This window comes from Bacillus sp. SRB3LM, from assembly GCF_015712745.1.
GTDB lineage: Bacteria > Bacillota > Bacilli > Bacillales > Bacillaceae_G > Bacillus_A > Bacillus_A thuringiensis_K.
In genome coordinates, this window is record NZ_VWVQ01000021.1 from 359,820 (window position 1) to 381,123 (window position 21,304).

Genomic DNA, 21,304 nt, shown 5'->3' on the forward strand with positions numbered 1-21,304 from the left:
TTGTGCTGATATTTGTCGAAAAATCGATATATTGAAAAAATCGTTGATATATTGTGAGTTGTGATAGATATATTGAAAAAATCGTTGATATATTGTGAGTTGTGATAGATATATTGAAAAAATCGTTGATATATTGTGAGTTGTGATAGATATATTTGAAAAATCGATGATATAAGTTCATATACTAAGATATAGAACAAAAAATAACGCTACTATACAAGGTCATTCACGTGTTATAATGCGTGAATTAAATATACGTATATAAATAGTTTCTCAGAGTGATGCGATGTCATGTATGATTAGTGTAACAACTAGAGGTGAATAAAGGATGTTAACGTTTTTATTTGAGTTAGACAAGAATCTCCCGCAGAAGGATGAGCCACGGTATGATGCTTATTCAAAGGGTTTTATCGAAGGAGATGTAACGATTTGTGCGAGTGACAGCGTATTTTTTCAAAAATCATGTATAAAGGTTGCAGAGCTGGGCATTTATTTAGGTCAGTGGATGGAACAAGTTCAACATGGGCAGAACGTGCCTATGAAATATGAAACGGCTAACCGTGAAGAGGTAATTCTTGGTTTCTTCTATGAAGAGGATCATAATCAATGGAATGTTTCTTCCAGCTGGCAAGAATTTGAACTGCAAGAGCGTATAGCTACTACAACATTAATAGAGAGTGTTCAACGCTATTTGTATGAGCTAAATAAAGAACTGCGCATGATGGAATATCCTGTGACATTTGATCAGTACTTAAGAGGAGAGCGAATGATGCAGCTCTCTTACAAACGACCGTGTGACAGCAAAGCAGATACGACGCCGATAGAGGTTTATAATGGAAGCGAGCAAGTAGGCGTAGTACGGGGCTATTATAAAAATACGTTGATGAGAGTGCTGGATTTTATTCCGAAAATTGGTAGTAATATCATTTATGAAATAAAGGATAGTAAGGGAAATATTCGCGTCATTGCAAAGGATGTAAGTAGGCAGCGTCAAAGAAGAATTTTAGTAACATATAAAGATAATCATGATGCAGAGCATGAAATACTTGTATGTGACGGAAAGTTATTGGATGCAAATTTCTTATTTACCTTTACATATAAGAAAGAAGAATATGTTGTTCATAAAACTTCATTTGGAATGGGAAAGTTATTACGAAAAGGCTATGTAATCGCAGATTGGAATATTCGTCTTGAGGAAGATATGTATTACATTGAGATGAATGTATATGATGAAGATTACATGCAGGATCAATACTTACTATTAGGCATATTTCATGCGGTTTTATATGGATAATCAATGAGAAATACCGTCATTCGTCTTGGAAAGAATGACGGTATTTTTTATGTGATTCTTGTGACTGGATGCCTTTAATCAATCCTCAAAAATAAAAACCTCATCAATCGTACTATGAAGTGCCCTCGCAATATCGTGAGCAAGCTGCAAGGAAGGATTATATTTTCCTTTTTCGAGATGGCTAATTGTTTCACGACGTACACCAACTTGTTTCGCTAAATCTTCTTGCGTCATGTTCAATTTGGCGCGGTATTCTTTTATTTTCGTTACGAACGCCATGGTGCATCTTCCATTTCATCAACTGGTTTATCGTAAAAGAACATAGAGAATCCGAACGTAAGAATAAGTGTGCCGAAAATAAGAGCGATATCAATTTCTTGTAGCACCGGGTTTGGAAATAACATTTCAATGAACATAATGATAGCGGTAGTTAGTAACGTAACGATAAAGGCATTGCGGCACGATTTATTAACGATTTGTTCAAACAGTTCATCGTGTTGAACCGTTCTATATGAGGTGAAAAAGGAGAAGAAACAAAACATAGTAAACAATCCTTTTCCATAAAAAAAGCCAAGAAAACCGAAGAAACCAAGAAATCCTAAATATTTTATCCAAGTTGTTTTCATGATAGTTCCTCCTTATCATGTTAGAAATAAATCACGTTATGTTATAAATATATCACATATGAATAGGAATGGTAATAATAGTTTTCCAGTTTGCTTCATAATAATAGTAAAAAGAGGAAATAGGCTGCGAAATAAAGAGGATAATATTGTAAAATGGTTGTAAGGAGGGGGAGGAAGGTATGCTAAATTGGATTATGATCGTTGTATTACTTGTAGTGATTACTGTAGTCGCGACGGTGTTAATTGGGCGAAAGGGTGATGCAAATTATAGTAAATCTACAAAGGGGAATATTAGAAGACTTACGATGATTTATATTATACTAGCTGTCGTTTTAATCGTTGGGTTAGGTCTGTATATTTATTTTAAAGGTTAAAAACTGAAAAATACAAAAATCTAAAAATATAAGTATGCTATAATGTTAATATAGTTATTTGGTAATTAAGGAAAGGATTGGATGTAATGATTGAAATTACGAATGTGTCAAAAAGTTATAATGGTTCTACCTATGCAGTAAAAGATTTAAGTTTATCTGTGCCTAGCGGAGAAATCTTTGGATTTTTAGGACCGAATGGTGCCGGTAAATCAACGACAATTAAGATGATTACTGGTATCCATGGGGTGGACAAAGGAACGATTACGATTAATGGTATAGATATTATGAAAAATCCGATGGAAGCGAAAAGGACGTTTGGTTATGTCCCAGATAGTCCAGATATGTTTTTACGATTAAAGGGAATTGAATATTTAAACTTTATGGCAGATATGTATGAAGTGCCGAAAGAAGTACGCCAAGAACGAATTGAGTCCTTAGCGAAGAAATTTGATCTTTATAATGCTTTATCAGATCAAATTCAAAGTTACTCGCACGGTATGAGACAAAAGATTGTTATTATTGGTGTGCTCGTGCATGAGCCAGATGTATGGATTTTAGATGAACCGTTAACGGGGCTGGATCCGAAATCTGCATATATTTTAAAAGAAATGATGAGAGAACATGCGGATAAAGGAAAGATTGTATTCTTCTCTACACACGTATTAGAAGTGGCAGAAAAATTATGTGACCGCGTCGCGATTATTAATAAGGGGAATTTGCAGTTCAAAGGGAATTTAGATGAAATGAGAGATCATTTTAAATCCAATGAATCACTTGAAAAAATGTTCTTGGAGATGACGGGCAATGAGTAAAATTTGGACGTTAACGAAAGTATTATTGAAATTAAATTATGCAGATTTTATAACAGATAAGAAGAAGCGATGGGCGTATGTATTTTCATTTGCAGCTATTTTATTTGTCGGCTTTTTACTGTTTGGTTCTATCACGCATGCAATGTATGAGGGAATGATACATTTAGGGCAAGATCCAGGAATGATTATCGCAATGGGACTTGCGATTGCGAGTATATGGGTATTTTTAATGAGTATTACGAACATTTTAACTGTATTTTACTACAGCAATGACATTGAAATGTTACTTCCGTTACCATTAAAACCAGCGCAAATTATTTCGGCAAAATTTTTAACGGTATTAATTACACAATACGTAATGAGTTCATTTATTTTATTACCAATCTTCATTACATACGGTTTAAAAAGTGGCGCATTTATTACATATTACATATATATGATTTTTATTTACTTACTCTTCCCAATCGTGCCGTTAGTATTAGCTTCGTTACTGATGACAATTATTATGAGGTATACAAATATAGCGAAAAATAAAGACCGAGGAAATATATTTATTGGAATCGTAAGTATATTATTTATTGTAGGAATTAACGTATTTATGCAGTGGAGAAATAAAAGTGCGTTTTCTGGAGACGGGGCTGCGGAATATCTTGTAAATAATCAATCTTCTCTTTTAGTACAAATGACAAATTATTTTCCAACTACATATTTTGGAGCAGTGGCATTAGTAGAAAATGCAAATTGGAAGGGACCTTTATATGTAATAATCTTTGCAGTTATTTCATTTGTCTTCTTTGTGTTGTTTTATTACATTGCAGAGCGTACATATTTAAAAGGGGTTATTGGACTTTCAACGAGTACAGCAAAGAAACAAGTCATTTCCGCGGAAGGTTTACAGAAATCAACAGTACAAAGTTCGCATTTAAAAGCGTATGTGAAAAAAGAATTTAAAACGTTATTCCGTACACCACAATTTTTCTTAAATTGCATTGTACAAACTTTCGTTATGCCAATTATGTTGTTCTTTATTTTATTTGTGCAAGATGGAAATTTAAAGTTTATTACAGAGTATATTAACAATCCAGAGACAACGGGATTTGCAATTGGTGTTGGCCTTTGTGCATCTTTATTTTTAATGGGTAGTAACGTCATTGCAACAACGTCATTTTCGCGAGATGGAAGCTCTTGGTTTGTGAATCGTTATTTACCAGTAAAGGCTTCGGATATCTTTTTTGCGAAAGCAATCACTGCTTGGTTAATTAATGTAATTATTTTAGCAGTATTCGGTATTACGATGGCAGTTGTAGCGGGAATTTCTCCAGTATTTATGGTTCTTTGGTTCTTATTAAGTGCGAACGGTTTATTGTTAATTAATTTAATCGGAACACGCTGGGACGCACAAACTGCAGATATTCATTGGGATACAGAGCAGAAATTATTTAAAAGTCGATATACAACTTTGTGGAATTTTTTAGTTAATATTTTAATAGCTTTAATTATTGTGGGGGGAGTAAGTGTATTATACTTCTTCCTTCATGTCGGACTGTGGGTTATGTTTATCGTTTTATTTGTAATGTTTACGATTGTAAATTATATTTTTATTAAAATGTTAAAATTAGGTGCTGAACGTATACTGTCAAATATTCAATAAGAAGATAGATCCTCTGTATTCATGCAGGGGATCTGTGTATAGATGGAGGAGAAAAAGGTGAAGAAAATAGCAATTGTAACAGGGGCAACTCGTCTGAATGGAATTGGTGCAGCTGTATGCAAGGTGCTTGCTCAAAAGGGGATAGACATTTTTTTCACGTACTGGCCAAAGTATGATAAAGCGATGCCATGGGGAATGAGTGATCAAGAACCCTTTTTGCTGAAAGAGGAAATTGAAAGTTACGATGTTCGATGTGAAATGGCAGAAATCAATTTATCGCAGTCTTATTCGCCAAATCGTTTGTTTTATATGGTATCAGAACGGTTAGGTGATCCATCTATTCTAGTTAATAATGCAGTATATTCTATTCATACGAGAATTGAGGAATTAGATGTAGAGCAGTTGGATAAACATTATACAGTTAATGTTCGGGCTACTATGTTATTAAGCTCATTGTTTATAAAACATTATTCACTTAAAACGGGCGGGAGTATTATTAATCTTACTTCAGGACAGTCAGTAGGTCCAATGCCAGATGAACTAGCATATGCAGCAACGAAAGGGGCAATTGAAGCATTTACAAAGTCAGTAGCACCAGTTGCGATGGAGAAGGGGATTACAGTGAATGCTGTAGATCCAGGACCGACGAATACAGGATGGATTACAGAGGAGCTGAAGCATCATTTAGTATGGAAGTTCCCGCAAGGTAGAGTTGGAGAAACAATGGATGCTGCGCGCTTAATTTCTTTTTTAGTAAGTGAAGAAGCGAAATGGGTTACTGGGCAAGTCATTCACTCGAATGGTGGTTATTCATAAAAATATTATGTTAACAAATGTTGAGAAACAAAAAACGAAAGAAAATTTTATTTTTTTGTATAAATAAAATGTCAAGAAAGATAAAAATTTGATAGAAGAGTATATCGTCATATGAAGATAGTAATTCTTAATGTGACAATATACTCTTTTTCTTTTACTTACGAGCAGAAAAATGAAGTAGAAGAAACTCGAATATTCGAATTGATTTATCAGTTTTTGTACGTATTATTATGAAGATTACTGTCGGAAAGATGGTAATTCGTATGAAAAGGGATTTTTTAAGGGGAAATCGAATCGTAAAGGGGAGGATAAATAAAGTAAACATAGGGGGATTTATATGAAAATGAAAAAGGTCGCTATCGCATCGATAACAATTGGTACAATGCTTACTATGGCAGCTTGTAGTCCATCAGCAGATAAAGAGGCAGAAAAGAAAGAGCAAGTAACAGCGCAAAATGAAGGAGAAGCAAAAACGACAAGTGCAGATGAAGCGTCCAAAACAACGAAAGATACTGAAAAAGAAACAAATACTTCTTCAAATGAAAAAACAGATAAAGATGCAAAAAATACGAAAGAATCATCAGGAACAGAAAGTAACGGTAAAACATCAACTCAAAATGAGAATGTGAAAACAAAAGAAAAAGAAACGACAGGAAAAACGAATGACCAAACGACTAGCGGGAAAACAGCAGATCAAAGCACAAGTACAAGCTCAAACACAAACACAAACAATAACGAAAAGACAACGAAAGATCCGAAGAAAAGTGTTGCTGTGAAAACGAACGTTAAAGAAGTGGTGGCATTAATTGATAGCTTGGATAAGCAGTTAGCTGCTAATCCAAAATTGGAAACAGTGAATAAGCTTGGCAAACAAATTAATGAAAAGTGGGACGTGATTGAAAAAGAGCTAGAAGCATCACATCCGACGGATTCTAAAACAATCGGTCAAAGCATGTATCCGTTAATTGTAGGAGCGGAGAAAGAAAAAATCGATATTAATAAAATGAAATCATTAACGACGAAAACGAAAAAAGATTTAAATCAGTTATTGACGAAACTTTCATAGTTTCAAAAGCCTACTCGTGTGAGTAGGCCTTTTTTAGGTTGTTGTAATGTGCATAGTATAACTTATTTATTTTCATTTTCAATTACGATGCGAAAGGAACTGAATGCTTGTTGACTGATATAATCTTCTTCGCTAACTTTAAAAGGAAATGGAAAAGCAACGAGTTGAAAATTACTTTCCTGATCCACTGAAGGCAATGTGAAATTAAAGATTTGTCTTGTTTCAGGTGCAACCTTAGTATAAACGACTTTTCTATTGTTAAATATTTCAACTTGTTTCCAATCTTTAAAAGCCACGATTGCGTAAGTCATTTCATCATTTGTTTCATTACCGCTTGATAAAATTAATTGCTTGCCTTCCTTTTCAAAGAAGACAGTTTGTAAGTTCTCTTCACGGTTCGTAACAAATAATGGTTCGTAAAGACCATCTTTTAAAATAGCATCTGGATCTATAAGGGAGAATTTTATTTTTTCGTTTTCTTTCTGAAGAGGATGCATTGAATATCGCATACTTAGAATATCTTCTAAAATAGCTGCTTTATTTAAGTTATTATCTTTTAATTTGTATTCAGGTTTTTTAATTATTAAAAAGGTTAATTCATTTGCATTAGGAGAGGTGTGTAAAGAGATTTTCGTAGTAATTGAACTGTTTGGTTTCATATCAAAAAAATAGTGTGATATTTCATTAGTAGTATCTTCTATTTTAAAAGGTTTTTGTACGTAATCTTCTAGAACAATTAATCCATATTTTCGGTTTTCATTAATAGTATGTACGAATGATAATGTTACATTAACTCTATTATCCTCACTAGTAATGGTACTACCATTGTTAATATGTTGACCTTGATTATCCTTCAATCCGTAAGAAATAGTATTGGTTTGTTGCTCTCGTTTATTTTCTATGGAAGGTGGATGAGGTTGTATGATTGAAGTATTGAACAAAATATAAATTGTAAGTAATGAAATAAGTAAAACACCGCTAATAATATATATTTGTTTCATAAATAGCACCTCAATATATGTAAAATATTAGAGAAAAAAGATATGCAAGATGCATATCTTTTTTCTCTTTCTTACCAGAAAGCTTTTGTTTCGTGATTCACATCATTATAACCACTTAATTTATAGGTATGATTACCGATAGCGTAATCATCTCCATAATAAATGCTTGTGTTGGTCGCTGTAGCACTTACAAAGGATGATTTTTTTGCACTATTACTTTTCGTATTTACTAATGAGCCATCGCCATTGAAAGTTCTTGCTTTTGCATAAACATAGTCTTCGGTCGTAGTTGATTTCGATTTCGCAACTGCATATGGGTTACCAAAAAAGGGAGTATATACGCTAATGTTAGAGTCATTCTTAGGTGCAGCTGCAACAGTCAAACTAGGAACAATAGATGTTTTTGTTGATTGAATTGTATCAAAGTCAACTAAAATGGGCTGCTTGTCTACAGTATCGACCTCTGAAGCACTTGCGTTATTAGTAAAACCAAAACCTAAAACCGCTAACCCTAAAGTTGTCACCGATAAAGATTTTTTCATATTCACTAATTTTCCCACCTTTTAAAATTTTTGAGTTCGAACTCAATTCATACAATATATGAAAATTTCGAAACTCTCAATGTTTTATCCCATACTTAACTTTTCTTTTATTTTCAATTCAACATATCTTCATTTGGAAAAAAGCGAATATATCTTCTAATGCTTAGCCAGCAAGGAATACAGGTTTAACCTTATGAATTTCGTGTAAATTTAAATCTATTCATGTCATAATCTCTGTTATTTTTAAGTTCATATGGGAAACGTATTAAAAAAAGGATGGTGACAAAAATGACAATTGATCGAATTTGTACAATTGGACCCGCAAGTAATAATAAAGAAACGTTAGCGCAGTTAATAAAGAATGGTATGAAAATTGTTCGACTGAATTTATCGCATGGGACGCATGAAAGTCATAAAGACATCATTCGTTTAGTGAAATCATTAGATGACTCTATTAAATTTTTGGGTGATGTACAAGGTCCTAAAATAAGATTAGGTGAAGTGAAGGGAGAGCAAATTACACTTCAGGCAGGAGATTCTTTTATTTTACATACAAAACCAGTTACAGGAAGTAATACAGAAGCGAGTGTTGATTATGAAGGAATTGCGAATGATGTGAAAATAGACAGTAGAATTTTGATTAATGATGGAGAAGTTGAATTAATTGTTGAAAAGATAAGTACGGACAAAATAGAAACAAAGGTTAAAACAGGTGGCAATATCTCATCTCATAAAGGAGTTAATTTACCAGGTGCGGTTGTTCGTTTACCAGCTATTACAGAGAAAGATAAAAAAGATATTCAGTTTCTTTTAGAAGAGGATGTTGATTTTATCGCATGTTCTTTCGTAAGAAAACCTAGTCATATAAAAGAAATACGAGATTTTATACAACAGTATAAAGAAACTTCACCTAATGTAATTGCAAAAATAGAAACGATGGAAGCAATCGAGAATTTTCAGGATATATGTAAAGAAGCAGATGGAATTATGATTGCAAGGGGCGATTTAGGAGTAGAGTTACCATATCAATGCATTCCGCTTTTACAGAAAATGATGATTCAGGAATGTAATCGAACGAATACATATGTCATTACAGCAACACAAATGCTTCAATCTATGGTAGATCATTCTATTCCAACAAGGGCTGAGGTGACTGATGTGTTTCAAACTGTACTGGACGGGACGAATGCAGTTATGCTTTCAGCTGAAAGTGCATCAGGAGAACATCCAATCGAAAGTGTGAGAACATTACGTCTCGTTTCAGAATTTGCGGAGCATGTTAAAAAAGATGGACCTTTTGCGATGAAAGATGTACTGCGATTACTGCGTGAGTCTCTGGATGAGTAATAAAAAGAGGGCGGATATACATCCGCTCCCGTGTTTTTCATTCATACTATTCTTGCTCATCCAAAATCTTTTCAAACGCAGCAGATACTTTATCAAACTCTTCATCATTTTCAATGTATGAAAACTCATTATCTTCTTCTACTTTTAAAAAGAAAATATCAATGTCTTCCTCAGTTTCTGTTTGGATATCTTCAACAAAGGCAACTGCAATATATTCTGCGCCTTCGACATCCATCGCTCCAAGTACTTCTACTTCTTGCTCTTCGTTATTCTCATCACTAAGAGTAAACACTTCGCCAACTTCAATATCAGACATATTCATTCTCCTCCTGTTCGACTCTAAAAAATAGAGTGCTCAAACTGCATACATACTAATATATCTTTCCATGAAAAACCAAATTCATACATAAGAAAAACGACTGATAGTTCTTTAGTATAAGTATCCAGCTATTAGGAGCATTATTTGTGTGTGCTATATTACTTAATCCATTCAACAATTGTATCCATAGTCTGTCTTGTTTTATCACGTTTTGGATCTTCTTTACGGTAACCAAAGGCAACCATAACTGATACTTCAAGATTTTCGCCTTGTATAATGCCTTCTTGACGAAGTAAGGAGTCTACTTTCTCTTTATCGAATCCTTCTATCGGACAAGAATCAATGCCGATTTGAGCTGCGCTCGTCATCATATTACCTAAAGCAATATAAGTTTGTTTAGATGCCCAATCAAATACAGTACGATCGGATTGTAATAAGTTAAAATCTGTTTCCTGGAACTTTTTGAAGAATTCATATCTAATTTTTTGAATGTCTTCAGGCAATCCAATAATATCGTTCATCATATATTTAATATACTCTGCATCATAGTGCATATCTTTAATGTTTCTTGAAAGAACAATGACGAAGTGGCTTGCTGTTGCAAGTTGCCCACCAGCGCCCCATGAATATGGTTGTAGTTTTTCTCTTAATTCTTTATTTTGTACGACAATAAATTTCCAAGGTTCATATCCAAAAGAAGAAGGAGATAATCTGCCTGTTTCTAAAATGAATTTAAAATCCTCTTCTGAAATTTTGTGCATAGGATCGAACTCTTTACATGCATGTCTGAAATGAAAAGCCTCCATAATCTTTTCTTTTGTAATTTCGTTTGTATTTGTCATAAAAGTTCCTCTTTTCATAAATTTATTTTTGTAAGTAAATTATATTTTTAAAGTAACATAGATACAAGTACGCACATTTATGTGGTATAGTATCAAAAAAGATACTATTGATAAGGGAAGGGATTTATTATGGATTGTCCAAACGAAAATAATATAAATTACCCATTTTTAAACAAATATTCTTGTCCAGTTGAAGCGATGGTTGAGGTTATTGGTGGAAAATGGAAAGGTGTTATTTTGTATCATTTATTAGATGGGAAAAAGAGGTTTAATGAATTAAAAAGATTAAAACCTAATATCACACAAAGAATGTTAACACTTCAGCTTAGAGAACTTGAAGCAGATGGCATCATACATCGCGAAGTATACCGTGAAGTGCCGCCAAAAGTAGAATATTCATTAACTGAGCTTGGGGAATCTCTTCGTCCAGTAATTCTATTAATGATGGAATGGGCAACCCATAATATGGAGAAAGTCTTGGAGAGTAGGAATACGAAAAATAATAATTAAGAGTTGAAATTGGTATAGACGAGATATGTGAAATAGTTGTAGAAATAAAAGGTGTTTTCCATATGTGAAGACACCTTTTATTTTCATGTTTTTTACTTTTTAACATCAACTGCTGAAATTGCGAAGTCATTCAAGTTTACAGTTTTGCCATACCAATCAGCGTGTTTAAAAACAACACCTTTTCCATATCCTTCAGTTGAAGTATGTTCCCATAGCGTTGTTGAATAGCTAGCAGTAGGGGATGCTGTACTTATGGAAGAAATTCTATTTTGCCAACTAGGAGGCAAATTTTTAAAACCACTGCTATGAGAAAAATACTCGCCACCTTTATTTGCATGTTCATAGAAGTCTGTACTATTAGGTCCGCTCCCGCCAACCCCAAGGGGAGTAATTGTATTATTCAATCTTTGTTTATCTTTTTCAATAAAAGACTCTAAACTTTCTTTGCTCGAAAATCCATAAGATAACCAGTCTCCATTTTGATTTTGTTTCGGTAGTACTAACGTTATTTTTATGTCTTCCTTTAATGGCGCACTCAATTTGTTAAACGAATCTACAGTCTTTTCATCTACAGTTACATATTCAAAAGAGGTAATCGAATAATCCTTTTCGGTACTAGCTGATACTAATCCCACTCCTCCAGTTAACGACGAAACAGTTAATAATGCACCTGCTATCAACTTTTTCAGCATGGATTCATCTCCTTAAAACTTAGATTTTTTTCATAACTAAAATGTATGTTAATTTGAATGTATTATAAATATTTAGAAATTTATAAAGATTAAACAGAATATTCTTTTATTAGCCTGGAGTAAGGAAAGTAATTAAAAATGAAAAAAGGTTTACTTAAAAAGTAAATCCTTTTTGCTGACCTATTTCAAAACTCTATGAATTGAAGTTTTATTTTACCCAGCTATGAATTATACACTTCTTTTGTATTCGTAGAAACCGCATCTAATAAAAGTAAAATGGCTGCTATCATATGTAGAACGAGGTCTATATAAGGGAAAAAGGCAACTAGAGTAACGATAATACCGATATAATGAGGGCACGTATTCATGTCTTCTTTTTTAGCTAATAAAAAAGTAGTGATATGTAAAGTAATCAATAGTAGTAAAATTATCCCATCTAAGTTAACAAGTTCCTGAAATGAATAATAACAAGGAAGTAATAAAAGATGAGAGATCCCTGTGGTCCACTTTAGTGCTTGTATGTAGACTTTCAAAATAAATCCTCCTAAAATAATTAATATCTGTATATCACCAAAAATAATAGGTAATTGGATATTATATATTTTTAGTTTTAAGTAGCTTGTAATTATTTTATGTAAACTAATTATTGATTATCTATAAAATAGGAAAGCCACCCAAACGAGGGTGGTTTGTATTATAAATAACTGCTTAAAGAAGAAAGGGAGACCTTTACTTCACTACCTTCTTTCATATTTCTTAGCATAACGGTTTCTGTACTAAGTTCTTCTTCACCAATAATAAGCACATAAGGGATATTCTCTTTATTGGCATAATTAAGGGCACGTTTTAATTTGCGTCCTGCTAGTTCTAGTTCGATTTTTAACGAAGTAATGGTGCGTAATTGCTGGGCAATTTGTAAGCATTGTAACTCTGTCCCGAGTGGGATGATAAATAGATCCGCTGTAGATGGGTTTGTTTCTTTCTGCGATAGTGCTGTATAAATAACGTCTAAACCGAATGAAATACCGACTGTTGGATAGTTCATATTATCACCACGGAATGCTCCGATAATGTTATCGTAACGGCCGCCGCTACCGATGCTGGATGTAATCGATCCATCTTTTAAAAAGATTTCATATACGGTGCCAGTATACATTGTGAGTCCTCTTGCTAAAAACGGATTGAATATCGTATTTTCATTTATTCTGAGAGCGATTAAATATTGCTGTAATTGTTGCAATTCGTTTACTCCATCGGCAACGAGTTGGTTATTGAAAGCTTCTTTAAAGTCGGCAATTGAAAGTTTTAGACAAGATAATACGGTATTACATATCGTATCAGCCATTTCTTCAGAAATTCCGCGTTCTAATACATCTTTTCGTACACCATCAATCCCAATCTTTTCGATTTTATCTAATGATAAAATGACGTCACTCGTTAACTCAGTAGGGATGTTAATGAACTCGAGAATACCGTTTAACAATTTTCGGTTATTATATTGGATCGTTACTTCTAAGTTTAATATTCGGAACAGCTCAAACGCCATGCTCATGAGTTCCGCTTCAGCCATGACTGATTCTACACCGACTATATCAACGTCGCATTGTATAAATTCACGAAATCTTCCTTGTTTAATTGGCCCATCTCGAAATACTTTCCCAATTTCATAACGTTTAAACGGAAGGCGGATATTCTGATTCATTGCCACAACTTTTGCGAATGGAATAGTTAAATCGTATCGTAACGCAAGGTCACGTTTTCCTTGATCCTCAAGTTTATATATTTCTTTTAATATTTCATCGCCACCACCGTACTTGTAAGACATAAGCTCATACATATTTAACGTTGGTGTCTCTAACGGCTTGCATCCGTATCGTTCAAACGTATCTTCACAAGCCCTTTTAATTTTATTTCGCAGCACTTGCTCCTCTGGTAAATAGTCTTTCGTTCCTTTTACATTTCTCATTTCCATCATAATCACTCCTTTTTTAAATTAAAAAAAGCTATGCAGGTATAAAAATACCCACATAGCTTTATGAACGCTTCGTAGGTCAACAGGAAAAGCCCTGTACCCACGAAGAAAAATTTTTCTTCGGATACACGGCGTTACGTATGATGATGAAGTTGGAAAGAAGTATTAAAATTTCTCATTACAAATCTCTCCTTAACATAAGTTTTTCCAAATTATATCAGATGATTTTTCAATTATCAATATTTTTAGTTTTGAAAAATACGTGAAGTTATGTAGGAGAAATGGAAAAGGGTGTATAATAAAAGCAAAAATAATGTTATGAAATGACTTTTTAAGGAGAAACCCATGAAAAAAGATAAAACAAATGCGATGCGAATATTAGATAAAGAGAAAATTGAATATTCGATGATGTCATATGATCCAGATGATGGGAAAATTGATGGCGTATCAGTAGCCGAGAAAATTGGAAGAGAAGTGAAAGAAGTATATAAAACGTTAATCGCTCAAGGGAATAGTAAAAATTATCATGTGTTTATCATCCCGGTAGATGAGGAACTAAATTTAAAAGCTGCGGCAAAATCAGTAAGTGAAAAAAAGATTGAAATGATTCCTGTTAAAGATATTACGAAAGTGTCAGGGTATATTCGCGGTGGTTGTTCGCCAGTCGGAATGAAAAAGCTATTTTCTACATGTATCGATGAAAGCGCCCAATCACTTGAAACGATGATAGTAAGCGGCGGGAAAATCGGTATACAAATTGAGCTTAAAGTTGATGACTTGGTGAAAGTGACGAGAGCGCAGTTTGGTGAGATAACGAAATAAATAGTAAGACTTGAAGGGATATAGAATCCTTTTACAAATGGGAATGAAAAAAGGGATGTGTGAGACACATTCTTTTTTTATTTGTAGAGAAAAGAATTCATATTAGCATCGGATTTTTAATTTCTATATTAAATTTTATATATTTGAGCACAGTTTTCTTTAAATGCTTTTGAACAAATTATCAAATATGTATTATTGCATAAATAAATTACAATTTATAAGTTAATATTAAACTACTTTTAAATTGTAAAGAATATTTTAATAATCTTTATAAGAGAAGGATATTCCTTGTAAAAAGTGAAATTGTTTGGAATGTGAATAAACAAAAAGTTTAGAAGTGATACAGACTGGATAGAGTCTTGTATTAAATAAACAGAAAAGGGGTATGGGTTTCTAAAAGGTTTCGGGGGTTAGAAAGCGCTTTTTAGTTAATAGCTTCAAATTATATTTTAAAGGGGAATGGGTATATGAAGTTTCGAAATACAAAGATTGCTATGATTACACTATCTTCATTTTTTATTTTAGGTTCTGCATCTCTATCATTCACAGATACTATACACGGTGAAGTAGCTCCTGCATCAGCACAAGAGATTATTGTAAAAAGTTATGACGATACATATTATAATAACGCAATAGGAAAAACGGGCTTAGAATTAAAGAAGGAACTGCATAATATTATTGATAATCATACAAAGTTATCATACAGTGCGGTTTGGGAAGCACTAAGAGATACTGATGAAGATCCAAATAATGAAAATAATGTGATACTCTTATATACTGGTCGTTCGCAAGGGAAGCTTACGAATGGATCAGGAGTAAATAACTGGAACCGTGAGCATGTTTGGGCAAAATCTCACGGTGACTTTGGAACGACTGCAGGACCTGGAACAGATCTACATCATTTAAGAGCGACGGATGTATCTGTAAATAGTTCACGTGGAAATCTGGATTTTGATAACGGTGGTGTAAATCATTCTGAAGCGACAGAATGTAAATATGATAGTGATTCTTGGGAACCTCGTGATAGTGTAAAAGGAGATATTGCTAGAATGCTGTTTTATATGGCTGTTCGTTACGAGGGGGACAACGGCGAAATAGATTTAGAACTAAATGAAAAAGTGAATAACAATAAAGATGCATACATGGGGAAACTATCTGTTTTATTAAAATGGAATGAACAAGACCCGGTCGATGATTTAGAGCGAAAGCGTAATGAAGTGATTTTTACAAAATATCAACATAACCGCAATCCTTTTATTGATCATCCTGAATGGGTAAATAAAATTTGGAACTAAGATTTTTAAAGGTATTATATTTTGATAAAAGGGATTGATCATTATGATCAATCCCTTCTTATATGTTTACTAGAATAAATGATTTTTATAGGATTGAAGAGGAGAATAGGATAGATATTTTATCAAGTTAAGTATATATGGGTATTTTAGTACGGTCCCCACTCAATATTCACCCCAACAATAAGAAAAACAAGTCCAATGATAAACCAAATGAATGCAAGTGGAGCCATGAATCGAATCCATTTGCCGTAAGAAATGCCGCTTGCTGCGAGAACGCCCATTAAAACACCGGAAGTTGGATTTAAGCAGTTGACTACACCTTCTCCAAGCATAACAGCCTGTACTGTAACTTGGCGTGTAATGTGCATGAAATCAGCTAATGGAGCTAATATCGGAATAAAAATAACCGATTCTCCTGTCCCGGATGAAATAAGGAAATGTAATGCGGCACTACTCACATACATGCCGATAACACCAAATACAGGGCTTTGTCCTTCGAGAGTTTGTGCGAGTTGGTTAACAATCGTATCAAGCAATTTTCCTTGTTCTAAAATGACTGAAATACAACGAGCCATTCCAACGATTAAAGCACCGTATATGAGATTTTGGCAACCTGCTAGAAAAGTAGAAGCGATATCGTTTGCTTTCATACCACCTATTATTCCCGCTATAATTGCTATGAAAATAAAAGTAGCAGTCATTTCTGCGTCCGTCCAATGTAGACGAAAAGTGCCTATTAAAAATGCAATTAATGATAAAGCTGAAACGATTAAAATTAATTTATGACGTATCGTCCAAGGAACTTCTTTTTTCTCTGTTTCTTTTTCGCTTGAAAGAGCGTTACTTGGAAACCAGTTATCGCCAAGAATGCTTCCTTTATTCGATTTTTTCAAGCGCTTTACATACCAATTTATATAAAGGATAGTGGCAAGTAAAAAAGATATATAGATTGCGGTGCGTAAACCAATTCCGGAAAACATCGGAAGTTCTGCAATCTTTTGTGAAATGCCTAAAGGTGAGGGAGATAAAATAGTAGCATTAAAGCCAGCATAAGTACCTAAATAAATAATTGCTACACCGACGATAGCGTCCCATTTTAATGTGCGTGCAACGATGATGCCGATGGGGATAAAACCGATAACTGAATTAACGATAATGCCAGTCGTTCCAAGAATAGAAAAAAGTGCGGCAACTATACAAATGAAAAGTAATTGCTGATTACGAAATTTGTTAATAACATGATAGATTAAACCGTCAAGGGCACCTGTTTTTTCAAGAATTGCAATAGCCCCGCCCGTAAATAAAATTAGAAAGATAATAGGAGCAGCAAGTGTCATTCCTTTTTCAATAGCGGTAAAAAAAGAGACAAATCCTACAGGTGATTGCGGAACAGAATGGTAGCTACCTGGTATTGTTGTTGTAACGGTCCCGTTTGTAACCCTTTTAAATTCTCCAGCAGGAACGAAATACGTAGCAATGGCGCAAAGTAAAGCAATAAAAAATAGTAGTACGTACGCATCGGGCATTTTAAACTTTTGTTTACTAGATTGTTTTTTTGTCTCAGTTTGTATTTGCATAAAATCCCTCCTTCTTCACTTATTTAATTTTTAATATTCTGAATTTAATCCGTGAAATAGATTATAATAAAGGTAGCTTCTTAAGGCAATAGTTTTTGTATCCTTTCCCGTACATACAAATTATTGCAATATTAGACAGGGAAACGAAAATAAGCCAAGAATATGTTATGTAGAAAGAAAAAGGAAAAGAGGGAACAAGATGTGGAAAACTACAGATCTATGTGATGAATTTGAAAAGGAATTACAAATATGTCGCCAGTCTTTTCGGTCTTTTGGGAAGAAAGAACAATTCCACGGGAAAATTGCAACTGTAAAAGTGAAAGATGATAATGTACTAGTGAAGGAAGGATTGCAAACATTACCAGAAGGAACAGTATTAGTTGTTGATGGCGGAGCGTCTACTAATTGTGCGTTACTTGGTGATAATTTGGCAGCTATTGCTGAAGAAAGAAAGCTAGCAGGAATTATTGTGAATGGGTATGTTCGTGATTCTAGTGAACTAAAGAATATTAATATTGGTATTTTAGCGTTAGGGACAATGCCAAATAGAAGTGTGAAAGAAGGAAAAGGAGAACGAAATATTTCATTGCATTTTGGACAAGTGGATTGGAATCCAAATGAATATGTTTATGCGGATGAAGATGGCGTCATTATTAGTGAAAAGAGTTTACATAGTTAAGAGTTAATAAGTTATTATTCTTAGAAAATAAATCCGATAAAGCATGGACAAAATTCTTTGTCAATAGTAAAATAATACAGAAATTTAAAATTTACAGAATGTATAGGTTTATCGTTTTACGATAACTTAAATGGAAGTAAGTTGTGCCGAGAAAAGTGAATGTTATCACAATGATACGTTCATAAACAAAATTATTTTTCCTATACAAATATAGCCGCGAATAATGCGGGTAGGAGGTGTTGTACATTTTTGTTCGACACTTACAAAAAGAGAGTGTCAATCGCACGCCCTTGAAGGGCCTTTTTTTGTGTAAATGGTAGTAAGGGAGGAAATTTTGGGATGGCAATGTTGAAAAAGTGGCTGCTTACGTCGTTAATGGCAGTGACACTTGTATTTGTTTCTTTTGCGAATACAGTACATATTACGTTTGCTGAAGAAAATACAGCAAAACTTGCAATTATTGGGGAATCACAAAAAGGCATTATGTTATGTCCGAAAGAAGAGCAGATTAAAGATGGGGAAACAGCTTTAAGTTTGCTGCAAAAGGTCATGGGGGACAAGGTAGAATCTGAAACGATGTCGTTTGGAACATATGTAAAAGGCATCGATGGCTTAATGGCCGGGGCTACAAGTGGTTGGACATACGATGTAAATGATACATCTGCACAAGTTGGGGCAGATAGTTATAAATTAGAGTCTGGTGATGTTGTTGTATTCCGTTTTGTTTCAGACTGGAGCAATATGAGCCAGGAAACATTGAAAGAAACGTTAGATAAGTTCGGGACTTGTAAAACAGAAGAACCAAAGACGGATGATCCAAAACAAGAAAAACCAGAAGAACCGAAGACGGATGATCCAAAACAAGAAAAACCAGAACAACCAAAGACGGATAATCCAAAACAAGAAAAACCAGAAGAACCAAAGACAGATGGTTCAAAACAAGAAAAAACAGATGGTACAAAAACAAATGATGAAAAACCAGAACAACCAAAGCAAGAGAACATTCAAGATCCAAGTGCACAATTAAACGAAGCCATTTCTAAAACATCAGATAAGATGTTACAAGATGGAATTGAAAGTGACTGGGTAGCTGTAGCGCTTTCTCGTTCTGGAAAGAATGTGCCAATTGAGGCGAAATTAAATTATGTTAAGTCAGTAACTGAAAAAGTAGAAAAGCGCATTAATCGTTTTTCAGCGACAGATTTAGCTAGAACAATTATTATGATGAATGCAATGAGTGCAGACCCTAAAAATGTAGGTGGACATAATTTAGTTCAAAAATTGTATGAGTCAGATAAAGTGAATTCTGTTACAGGTTATGCATTTGCTTTACTTGCATTTGATACGAAGAAGTATGAGATTCCAGTTGAATCAAAATGGAACAGAGTTGCTCTAGTGGAAGCACTGTTAAATAATCAGCATACAGACGGTGGATGGACTTATAATAGTTCAGGTAGTAAAGATAGTGCTAGTAGTGTTGATGTAACAGGTATGGTTTTATCAGCATTAGCTCCTTATCAAGAGCGATCAGATGTGAAACCAGCTATACAAAAAGCTGTTGCGTATTTATATAACGAACAGCTGCAAAATGGCGGTTTTTCAGCTGATGGACAAGAAAATTCAAATAGTACTGCGCAAGCAATTATTGGATTATCGCTTGTTAAAGATGTAGATCAAAATCGTCTTCATAAGGCAATGCAAAACCTATTATCATATCAACTTTCAAATGGTGAATTTAAATGGTTACCAAGTGATCAAAATGGTAACGGAATGGCTACAGAACAGGCTCTTTTAGCATTACTTCAATTTAAGGAAATGGGAAAATCTATTTATGATTGGTCTAATGTAGACGATGGTAATGTAATTAAGCCAAAACCGATTGAAGAGCCAGAAAAGGTCGTTGAACAAGAAAATAATGTAGTAGAAAAAGAAGTTATTGAAGAACCGAAAGAACAAAAACAAGTACAACAAGAAACAAAAGATGAAAATCTAAAAGTAGTTGTAGATAACGAACCGGTTAAGAATAAAAAAATCGGAAACGGTAACAGTCTACCAAAAACAGGAGCATCTTCTCATAGTGCAGCAACAGAAGTAAGTATGGGTGTATTATGTATTGCTTCTGCATATGTATTATGGAGACGTAAAGCAGCTTAACAAAAAATTAGGAGCAATTATTTGCTCCTAATTTTCGTATGAAAGGTGAGAGATATGATGAGTAAGGTGAAATGGTTCATTTCTTTACTGCTTTCGCTCGGGCTACTTGCCGGATGTGAAGAGGCAGCTGTAAAGCCTGAGAAGAAGGTAGAACCGAAGCAAGAAGAGGTAGCGAAACAAGAAGAACAAAAAGATGAAGCGAAGCCGGAAGAAAAAACAGAAGAAAAGCAAGCTGAATCAGAGCAAAAGCAGCAAGAAGAGCAGAAAGAGAAACAAGAACAAAAAGTAGAAGAGAAGCCGAAAGAGGAAAAGCCGCAGGCACAACCAGAGGTAAAGAAAGAAGAGAAACAACAGGAACAATCGAAAGAACAGCCGGCTGTAAATAAGCAACCAGAGCAGCAACCAGCACAAGAAGAGAAACAACAACCGAAAGCACCAGAAGTAAAAGAAGAAGCAAAGGTTGTGAATCAGCCGAAAGAAACACCGAAGCAGGAGCAAAAAGTTGATCCGAATAAAGCGGAGAAAACGATACCGACTCCGGCAGTACCAAAACCTGAACCACCAAAACCAGATCCAGTACCAGTACCGAAACCGCAAGCAAAACAAGTAACAATCTCGGTAAAAGGAAATAACGGATATATAATGGGTGCGAAAAAGATGGATGTACAAGAAGGCGATACAGTGTATAAAGTATTGCAACGTACAGGATTAGATGTTGATGCAAGCGGATCTAGAGATAGTATTTATGTAAAAGGTATTAATGATTTATATGAAAAAGATATTGCGGATACTAGTGGATGGAAATATCGTGTGAACGGTGCTTTTCCAAACCATAGTGCTGGTGTAGCTACGGTAAAACCAGGAGATACAATTGAGTGGGTATACGTATTACAATAAGAAAGGCATTCGGTAA

General features: G+C 34.2%; 23 protein-coding genes. 13 read left to right on the forward strand and 10 right to left on the reverse strand.

Annotated elements, in window-relative coordinates; all coding sequences use genetic code 11:
* Positions 1-328 precede the first annotated feature (328 nt).
* A complete protein-coding gene (locus tag F3I02_RS15040) occupies positions 329-1,294 on the forward strand; it encodes a tubby C-terminal domain-like protein (RefSeq protein ID WP_196478111.1) in 966 nt (321 codons plus the stop codon).
* A gap of 78 nt (positions 1,295-1,372) precedes the next feature.
* Here the strand turns inward: F3I02_RS15040 and F3I02_RS15045 are convergent, their stop codons facing one another.
* Both F3I02_RS15045 and F3I02_RS15050 read right to left on the reverse strand, forming a co-directional pair.
* Positions 1,373-1,573, reverse strand: a complete 201-nt coding sequence (locus F3I02_RS15045; RefSeq protein ID WP_042512355.1) for a helix-turn-helix transcriptional regulator — start codon at positions 1,571-1,573, stop codon at positions 1,373-1,375.
* Positions 1,561-1,920: a DUF3796 domain-containing protein gene (locus tag F3I02_RS15050; RefSeq protein WP_074593369.1), complete on the reverse strand. Its 360-nt coding sequence runs from the start codon at positions 1,918-1,920 to the stop codon at positions 1,561-1,563. The genes F3I02_RS15045 and F3I02_RS15050 overlap by 13 nt, the downstream gene beginning before the upstream one ends.
* 179 nt (positions 1,921-2,099) lie before the next feature.
* Between F3I02_RS15050 and F3I02_RS15055 the strand changes: the two genes are divergently transcribed.
* From F3I02_RS15055 to F3I02_RS15075, 5 genes are all read left to right on the forward strand, one after another.
* The gene (locus F3I02_RS15055) at positions 2,100-2,294 is read left to right on the forward strand and encodes a hypothetical protein (RefSeq protein WP_000935864.1); all 195 of its coding nucleotides are present in this window, start codon (positions 2,100-2,102) and stop codon (positions 2,292-2,294) included.
* Between the two features lie 86 nt (positions 2,295-2,380).
* On the forward strand, positions 2,381-3,106 hold the full coding sequence (locus tag F3I02_RS15060; RefSeq protein WP_000570195.1) for an ABC transporter ATP-binding protein: 726 nt from the start codon (positions 2,381-2,383) through the stop codon (positions 3,104-3,106).
* Entirely contained in the window at positions 3,099-4,757 is a 1,659-nt protein-coding gene (locus F3I02_RS15065; protein ID WP_000036868.1) for a putative ABC transporter permease subunit, read from the forward strand. The genes F3I02_RS15060 and F3I02_RS15065 overlap by 8 nt, the downstream gene beginning before the upstream one ends.
* Positions 4,758-4,814: 57 nt before the next feature.
* A complete protein-coding gene (locus F3I02_RS15070; protein WP_002164101.1) occupies positions 4,815-5,573 on the forward strand; it encodes an SDR family oxidoreductase in 759 nt (252 codons plus the stop codon).
* 337 nt (positions 5,574-5,910) lie between these two features.
* Complete coding sequence (locus tag F3I02_RS15075; RefSeq protein WP_000782526.1) at positions 5,911-6,639, forward strand: hypothetical protein; 729 nt, start codon at positions 5,911-5,913, stop codon at positions 6,637-6,639.
* Between the two features lie 62 nt (positions 6,640-6,701).
* Here F3I02_RS15075 and F3I02_RS15080 read toward each other — a convergent pair whose 3' ends face one another.
* Both F3I02_RS15080 and F3I02_RS15085 read right to left on the reverse strand, forming a co-directional pair.
* Positions 6,702-7,640 carry a hypothetical protein gene (locus F3I02_RS15080; RefSeq protein ID WP_000810172.1) on the reverse strand — a complete coding sequence of 313 codons (939 nt, stop codon included), beginning with the start codon at positions 7,638-7,640 and terminating at the stop codon, positions 6,702-6,704.
* Between the two features lie 71 nt (positions 7,641-7,711).
* Positions 7,712-8,188, reverse strand: a complete 477-nt coding sequence (locus F3I02_RS15085; RefSeq protein ID WP_151522578.1) for a XoxI protein — start codon at positions 8,186-8,188, stop codon at positions 7,712-7,714.
* Positions 8,189-8,470: 282 nt separating this feature from the next.
* On the opposite strand from F3I02_RS15085, the gene F3I02_RS15090 reads away from it, so the two are divergent.
* Entirely contained in the window at positions 8,471-9,529 is a 1,059-nt protein-coding gene (locus tag F3I02_RS15090) for a pyruvate kinase (protein WP_196478112.1), read from the forward strand.
* Between the two features lie 46 nt (positions 9,530-9,575).
* Here F3I02_RS15090 and F3I02_RS15095 read toward each other — a convergent pair whose 3' ends face one another.
* A complete protein-coding gene (locus tag F3I02_RS15095; protein ID WP_102981856.1) occupies positions 9,576-9,851 on the reverse strand; it encodes a DUF1292 domain-containing protein in 276 nt (91 codons plus the stop codon).
* Between the two features lie 155 nt (positions 9,852-10,006).
* Positions 10,007-10,690 carry an NAD(P)H-dependent oxidoreductase gene (locus F3I02_RS15100; protein WP_151522576.1) on the reverse strand — a complete coding sequence of 228 codons (684 nt, stop codon included), beginning with the start codon at positions 10,688-10,690 and terminating at the stop codon, positions 10,007-10,009.
* 129 nt (positions 10,691-10,819) lie between these two features.
* On the opposite strand from F3I02_RS15100, the gene F3I02_RS15105 reads away from it, so the two are divergent.
* A complete protein-coding gene (locus tag F3I02_RS15105) occupies positions 10,820-11,200 on the forward strand; it encodes a winged helix-turn-helix transcriptional regulator (RefSeq protein WP_000340573.1) in 381 nt (126 codons plus the stop codon).
* Positions 11,201-11,292: 92 nt separating this feature from the next.
* On the opposite strand, the gene F3I02_RS15110 is transcribed toward F3I02_RS15105, so the two are convergent.
* The 3 genes from F3I02_RS15110 to F3I02_RS15120 all read right to left on the reverse strand — a co-directional run bounded on the left by F3I02_RS15110 (position 11,293) and on the right by F3I02_RS15120 (position 13,864).
* A complete protein-coding gene (locus F3I02_RS15110) occupies positions 11,293-11,892 on the reverse strand; it encodes a hypothetical protein (RefSeq protein WP_074593374.1) in 600 nt (199 codons plus the stop codon).
* Positions 11,893-12,113: 221 nt separating this feature from the next.
* Positions 12,114-12,425, reverse strand: a complete 312-nt coding sequence (locus tag F3I02_RS15115) for a hypothetical protein (RefSeq protein WP_131251699.1) — start codon at positions 12,423-12,425, stop codon at positions 12,114-12,116.
* 161 nt (positions 12,426-12,586) lie between these two features.
* Positions 12,587-13,864: a histidine--tRNA ligase gene (locus tag F3I02_RS15120; protein WP_074593376.1), complete on the reverse strand. Its 1,278-nt coding sequence runs from the start codon at positions 13,862-13,864 to the stop codon at positions 12,587-12,589.
* A 345-nt stretch (positions 13,865-14,209) separates the two neighbouring features.
* Here F3I02_RS15120 and ybaK point away from each other — a divergent pair, with 345 nt between their 5' ends.
* Together ybaK and F3I02_RS15130 are read left to right on the forward strand one after the other, a co-directional pair.
* A complete protein-coding gene (ybaK, locus tag F3I02_RS15125) occupies positions 14,210-14,686 on the forward strand; it encodes a Cys-tRNA(Pro) deacylase (RefSeq protein ID WP_000710851.1) in 477 nt (158 codons plus the stop codon).
* 467 nt (positions 14,687-15,153) lie between these two features.
* The gene (locus tag F3I02_RS15130) at positions 15,154-15,981 is read left to right on the forward strand and encodes an endonuclease I family protein (RefSeq protein WP_196478113.1); all 828 of its coding nucleotides are present in this window, start codon (positions 15,154-15,156) and stop codon (positions 15,979-15,981) included.
* A gap of 146 nt (positions 15,982-16,127) precedes the next feature.
* Here the strand turns inward: F3I02_RS15130 and F3I02_RS15135 are convergent, their stop codons facing one another.
* Positions 16,128-17,558: a YfcC family protein gene (locus F3I02_RS15135; RefSeq protein ID WP_196478114.1), complete on the reverse strand. Its 1,431-nt coding sequence runs from the start codon at positions 17,556-17,558 to the stop codon at positions 16,128-16,130.
* A gap of 199 nt (positions 17,559-17,757) precedes the next feature.
* Between F3I02_RS15135 and rraA the strand changes: the two genes are divergently transcribed.
* The 3 genes from rraA to F3I02_RS15150 all read left to right on the forward strand — a co-directional run bounded on the left by rraA (position 17,758) and on the right by F3I02_RS15150 (position 21,288).
* Positions 17,758-18,237 (forward strand): ribonuclease E activity regulator RraA, encoded by a 480-nt coding sequence (gene rraA, locus F3I02_RS15140; protein WP_000266038.1) that lies wholly within the window; start codon positions 17,758-17,760, stop codon positions 18,235-18,237.
* 339 nt (positions 18,238-18,576) lie between these two features.
* On the forward strand, positions 18,577-20,391 hold the full coding sequence (locus tag F3I02_RS15145) for a DUF4430 domain-containing protein (protein ID WP_196478115.1): 1,815 nt from the start codon (positions 18,577-18,579) through the stop codon (positions 20,389-20,391).
* A 57-nt stretch (positions 20,392-20,448) separates the two neighbouring features.
* Positions 20,449-21,288, forward strand: a complete 840-nt coding sequence (locus F3I02_RS15150) for a DUF4430 domain-containing protein (RefSeq protein ID WP_196478116.1) — start codon at positions 20,449-20,451, stop codon at positions 21,286-21,288.
* The last annotated feature ends 16 nt before the right edge of the window (positions 21,289-21,304 follow it).

Excerpts from the sequence above, each read along its gene's own strand:
- F3I02_RS15050 (WP_074593369.1), bottom strand. The coding sequence starts at position 1,920 with ATGAAAACAACTTGGATAAAATATTTAGGATTTCTTGGTTTCTTCGGT.
- F3I02_RS15060 (WP_000570195.1), top strand. The coding sequence starts at position 2,381 with ATGATTGAAATTACGAATGTGTCAAAAAGTTATAATGGTTCTACCTAT.
- F3I02_RS15095 (WP_102981856.1), bottom strand. The coding sequence starts at position 9,851 with ATGAATATGTCTGATATTGAAGTTGGCGAAGTGTTTACTCTTAGTGAT.
- F3I02_RS15145 (WP_196478115.1), top strand. The coding sequence starts at position 18,577 with ATGGCAATGTTGAAAAAGTGGCTGCTTACGTCGTTAATGGCAGTGACA.
- rraA (WP_000266038.1), top strand. The coding sequence starts at position 17,758 with ATGTGGAAAACTACAGATCTATGTGATGAATTTGAAAAGGAATTACAA.
- F3I02_RS15120 (WP_074593376.1), bottom strand. The coding sequence starts at position 13,864 with ATGGAAATGAGAAATGTAAAAGGAACGAAAGACTATTTACCAGAGGAG.
- F3I02_RS15100 (WP_151522576.1), bottom strand. The coding sequence starts at position 10,690 with ATGACAAATACAAACGAAATTACAAAAGAAAAGATTATGGAGGCTTTT.
- F3I02_RS15080 (WP_000810172.1), bottom strand. The coding sequence starts at position 7,640 with ATGAAACAAATATATATTATTAGCGGTGTTTTACTTATTTCATTACTT.
- F3I02_RS15150 (WP_196478116.1), top strand. The coding sequence starts at position 20,449 with ATGAGTAAGGTGAAATGGTTCATTTCTTTACTGCTTTCGCTCGGGCTA.
- F3I02_RS15135 (WP_196478114.1), bottom strand. The coding sequence starts at position 17,558 with ATGCAAATACAAACTGAGACAAAAAAACAATCTAGTAAACAAAAGTTT.
- F3I02_RS15075 (WP_000782526.1), top strand. The coding sequence starts at position 5,911 with ATGAAAATGAAAAAGGTCGCTATCGCATCGATAACAATTGGTACAATG.
- ybaK (WP_000710851.1), top strand. The coding sequence starts at position 14,210 with ATGAAAAAAGATAAAACAAATGCGATGCGAATATTAGATAAAGAGAAA.
- F3I02_RS15130 (WP_196478113.1), top strand. The coding sequence starts at position 15,154 with ATGAAGTTTCGAAATACAAAGATTGCTATGATTACACTATCTTCATTT.
- F3I02_RS15105 (WP_000340573.1), top strand. The coding sequence starts at position 10,820 with ATGGATTGTCCAAACGAAAATAATATAAATTACCCATTTTTAAACAAA.
- F3I02_RS15110 (WP_074593374.1), bottom strand. The coding sequence starts at position 11,892 with ATGCTGAAAAAGTTGATAGCAGGTGCATTATTAACTGTTTCGTCGTTA.
- F3I02_RS15065 (WP_000036868.1), top strand. The coding sequence starts at position 3,099 with ATGAGTAAAATTTGGACGTTAACGAAAGTATTATTGAAATTAAATTAT.
- F3I02_RS15040 (WP_196478111.1), top strand. The coding sequence starts at position 329 with ATGTTAACGTTTTTATTTGAGTTAGACAAGAATCTCCCGCAGAAGGAT.
- F3I02_RS15090 (WP_196478112.1), top strand. The coding sequence starts at position 8,471 with ATGACAATTGATCGAATTTGTACAATTGGACCCGCAAGTAATAATAAA.
- F3I02_RS15055 (WP_000935864.1), top strand. The coding sequence starts at position 2,100 with ATGCTAAATTGGATTATGATCGTTGTATTACTTGTAGTGATTACTGTA.
- F3I02_RS15045 (WP_042512355.1), bottom strand. The coding sequence starts at position 1,573 with ATGGCGTTCGTAACGAAAATAAAAGAATACCGCGCCAAATTGAACATG.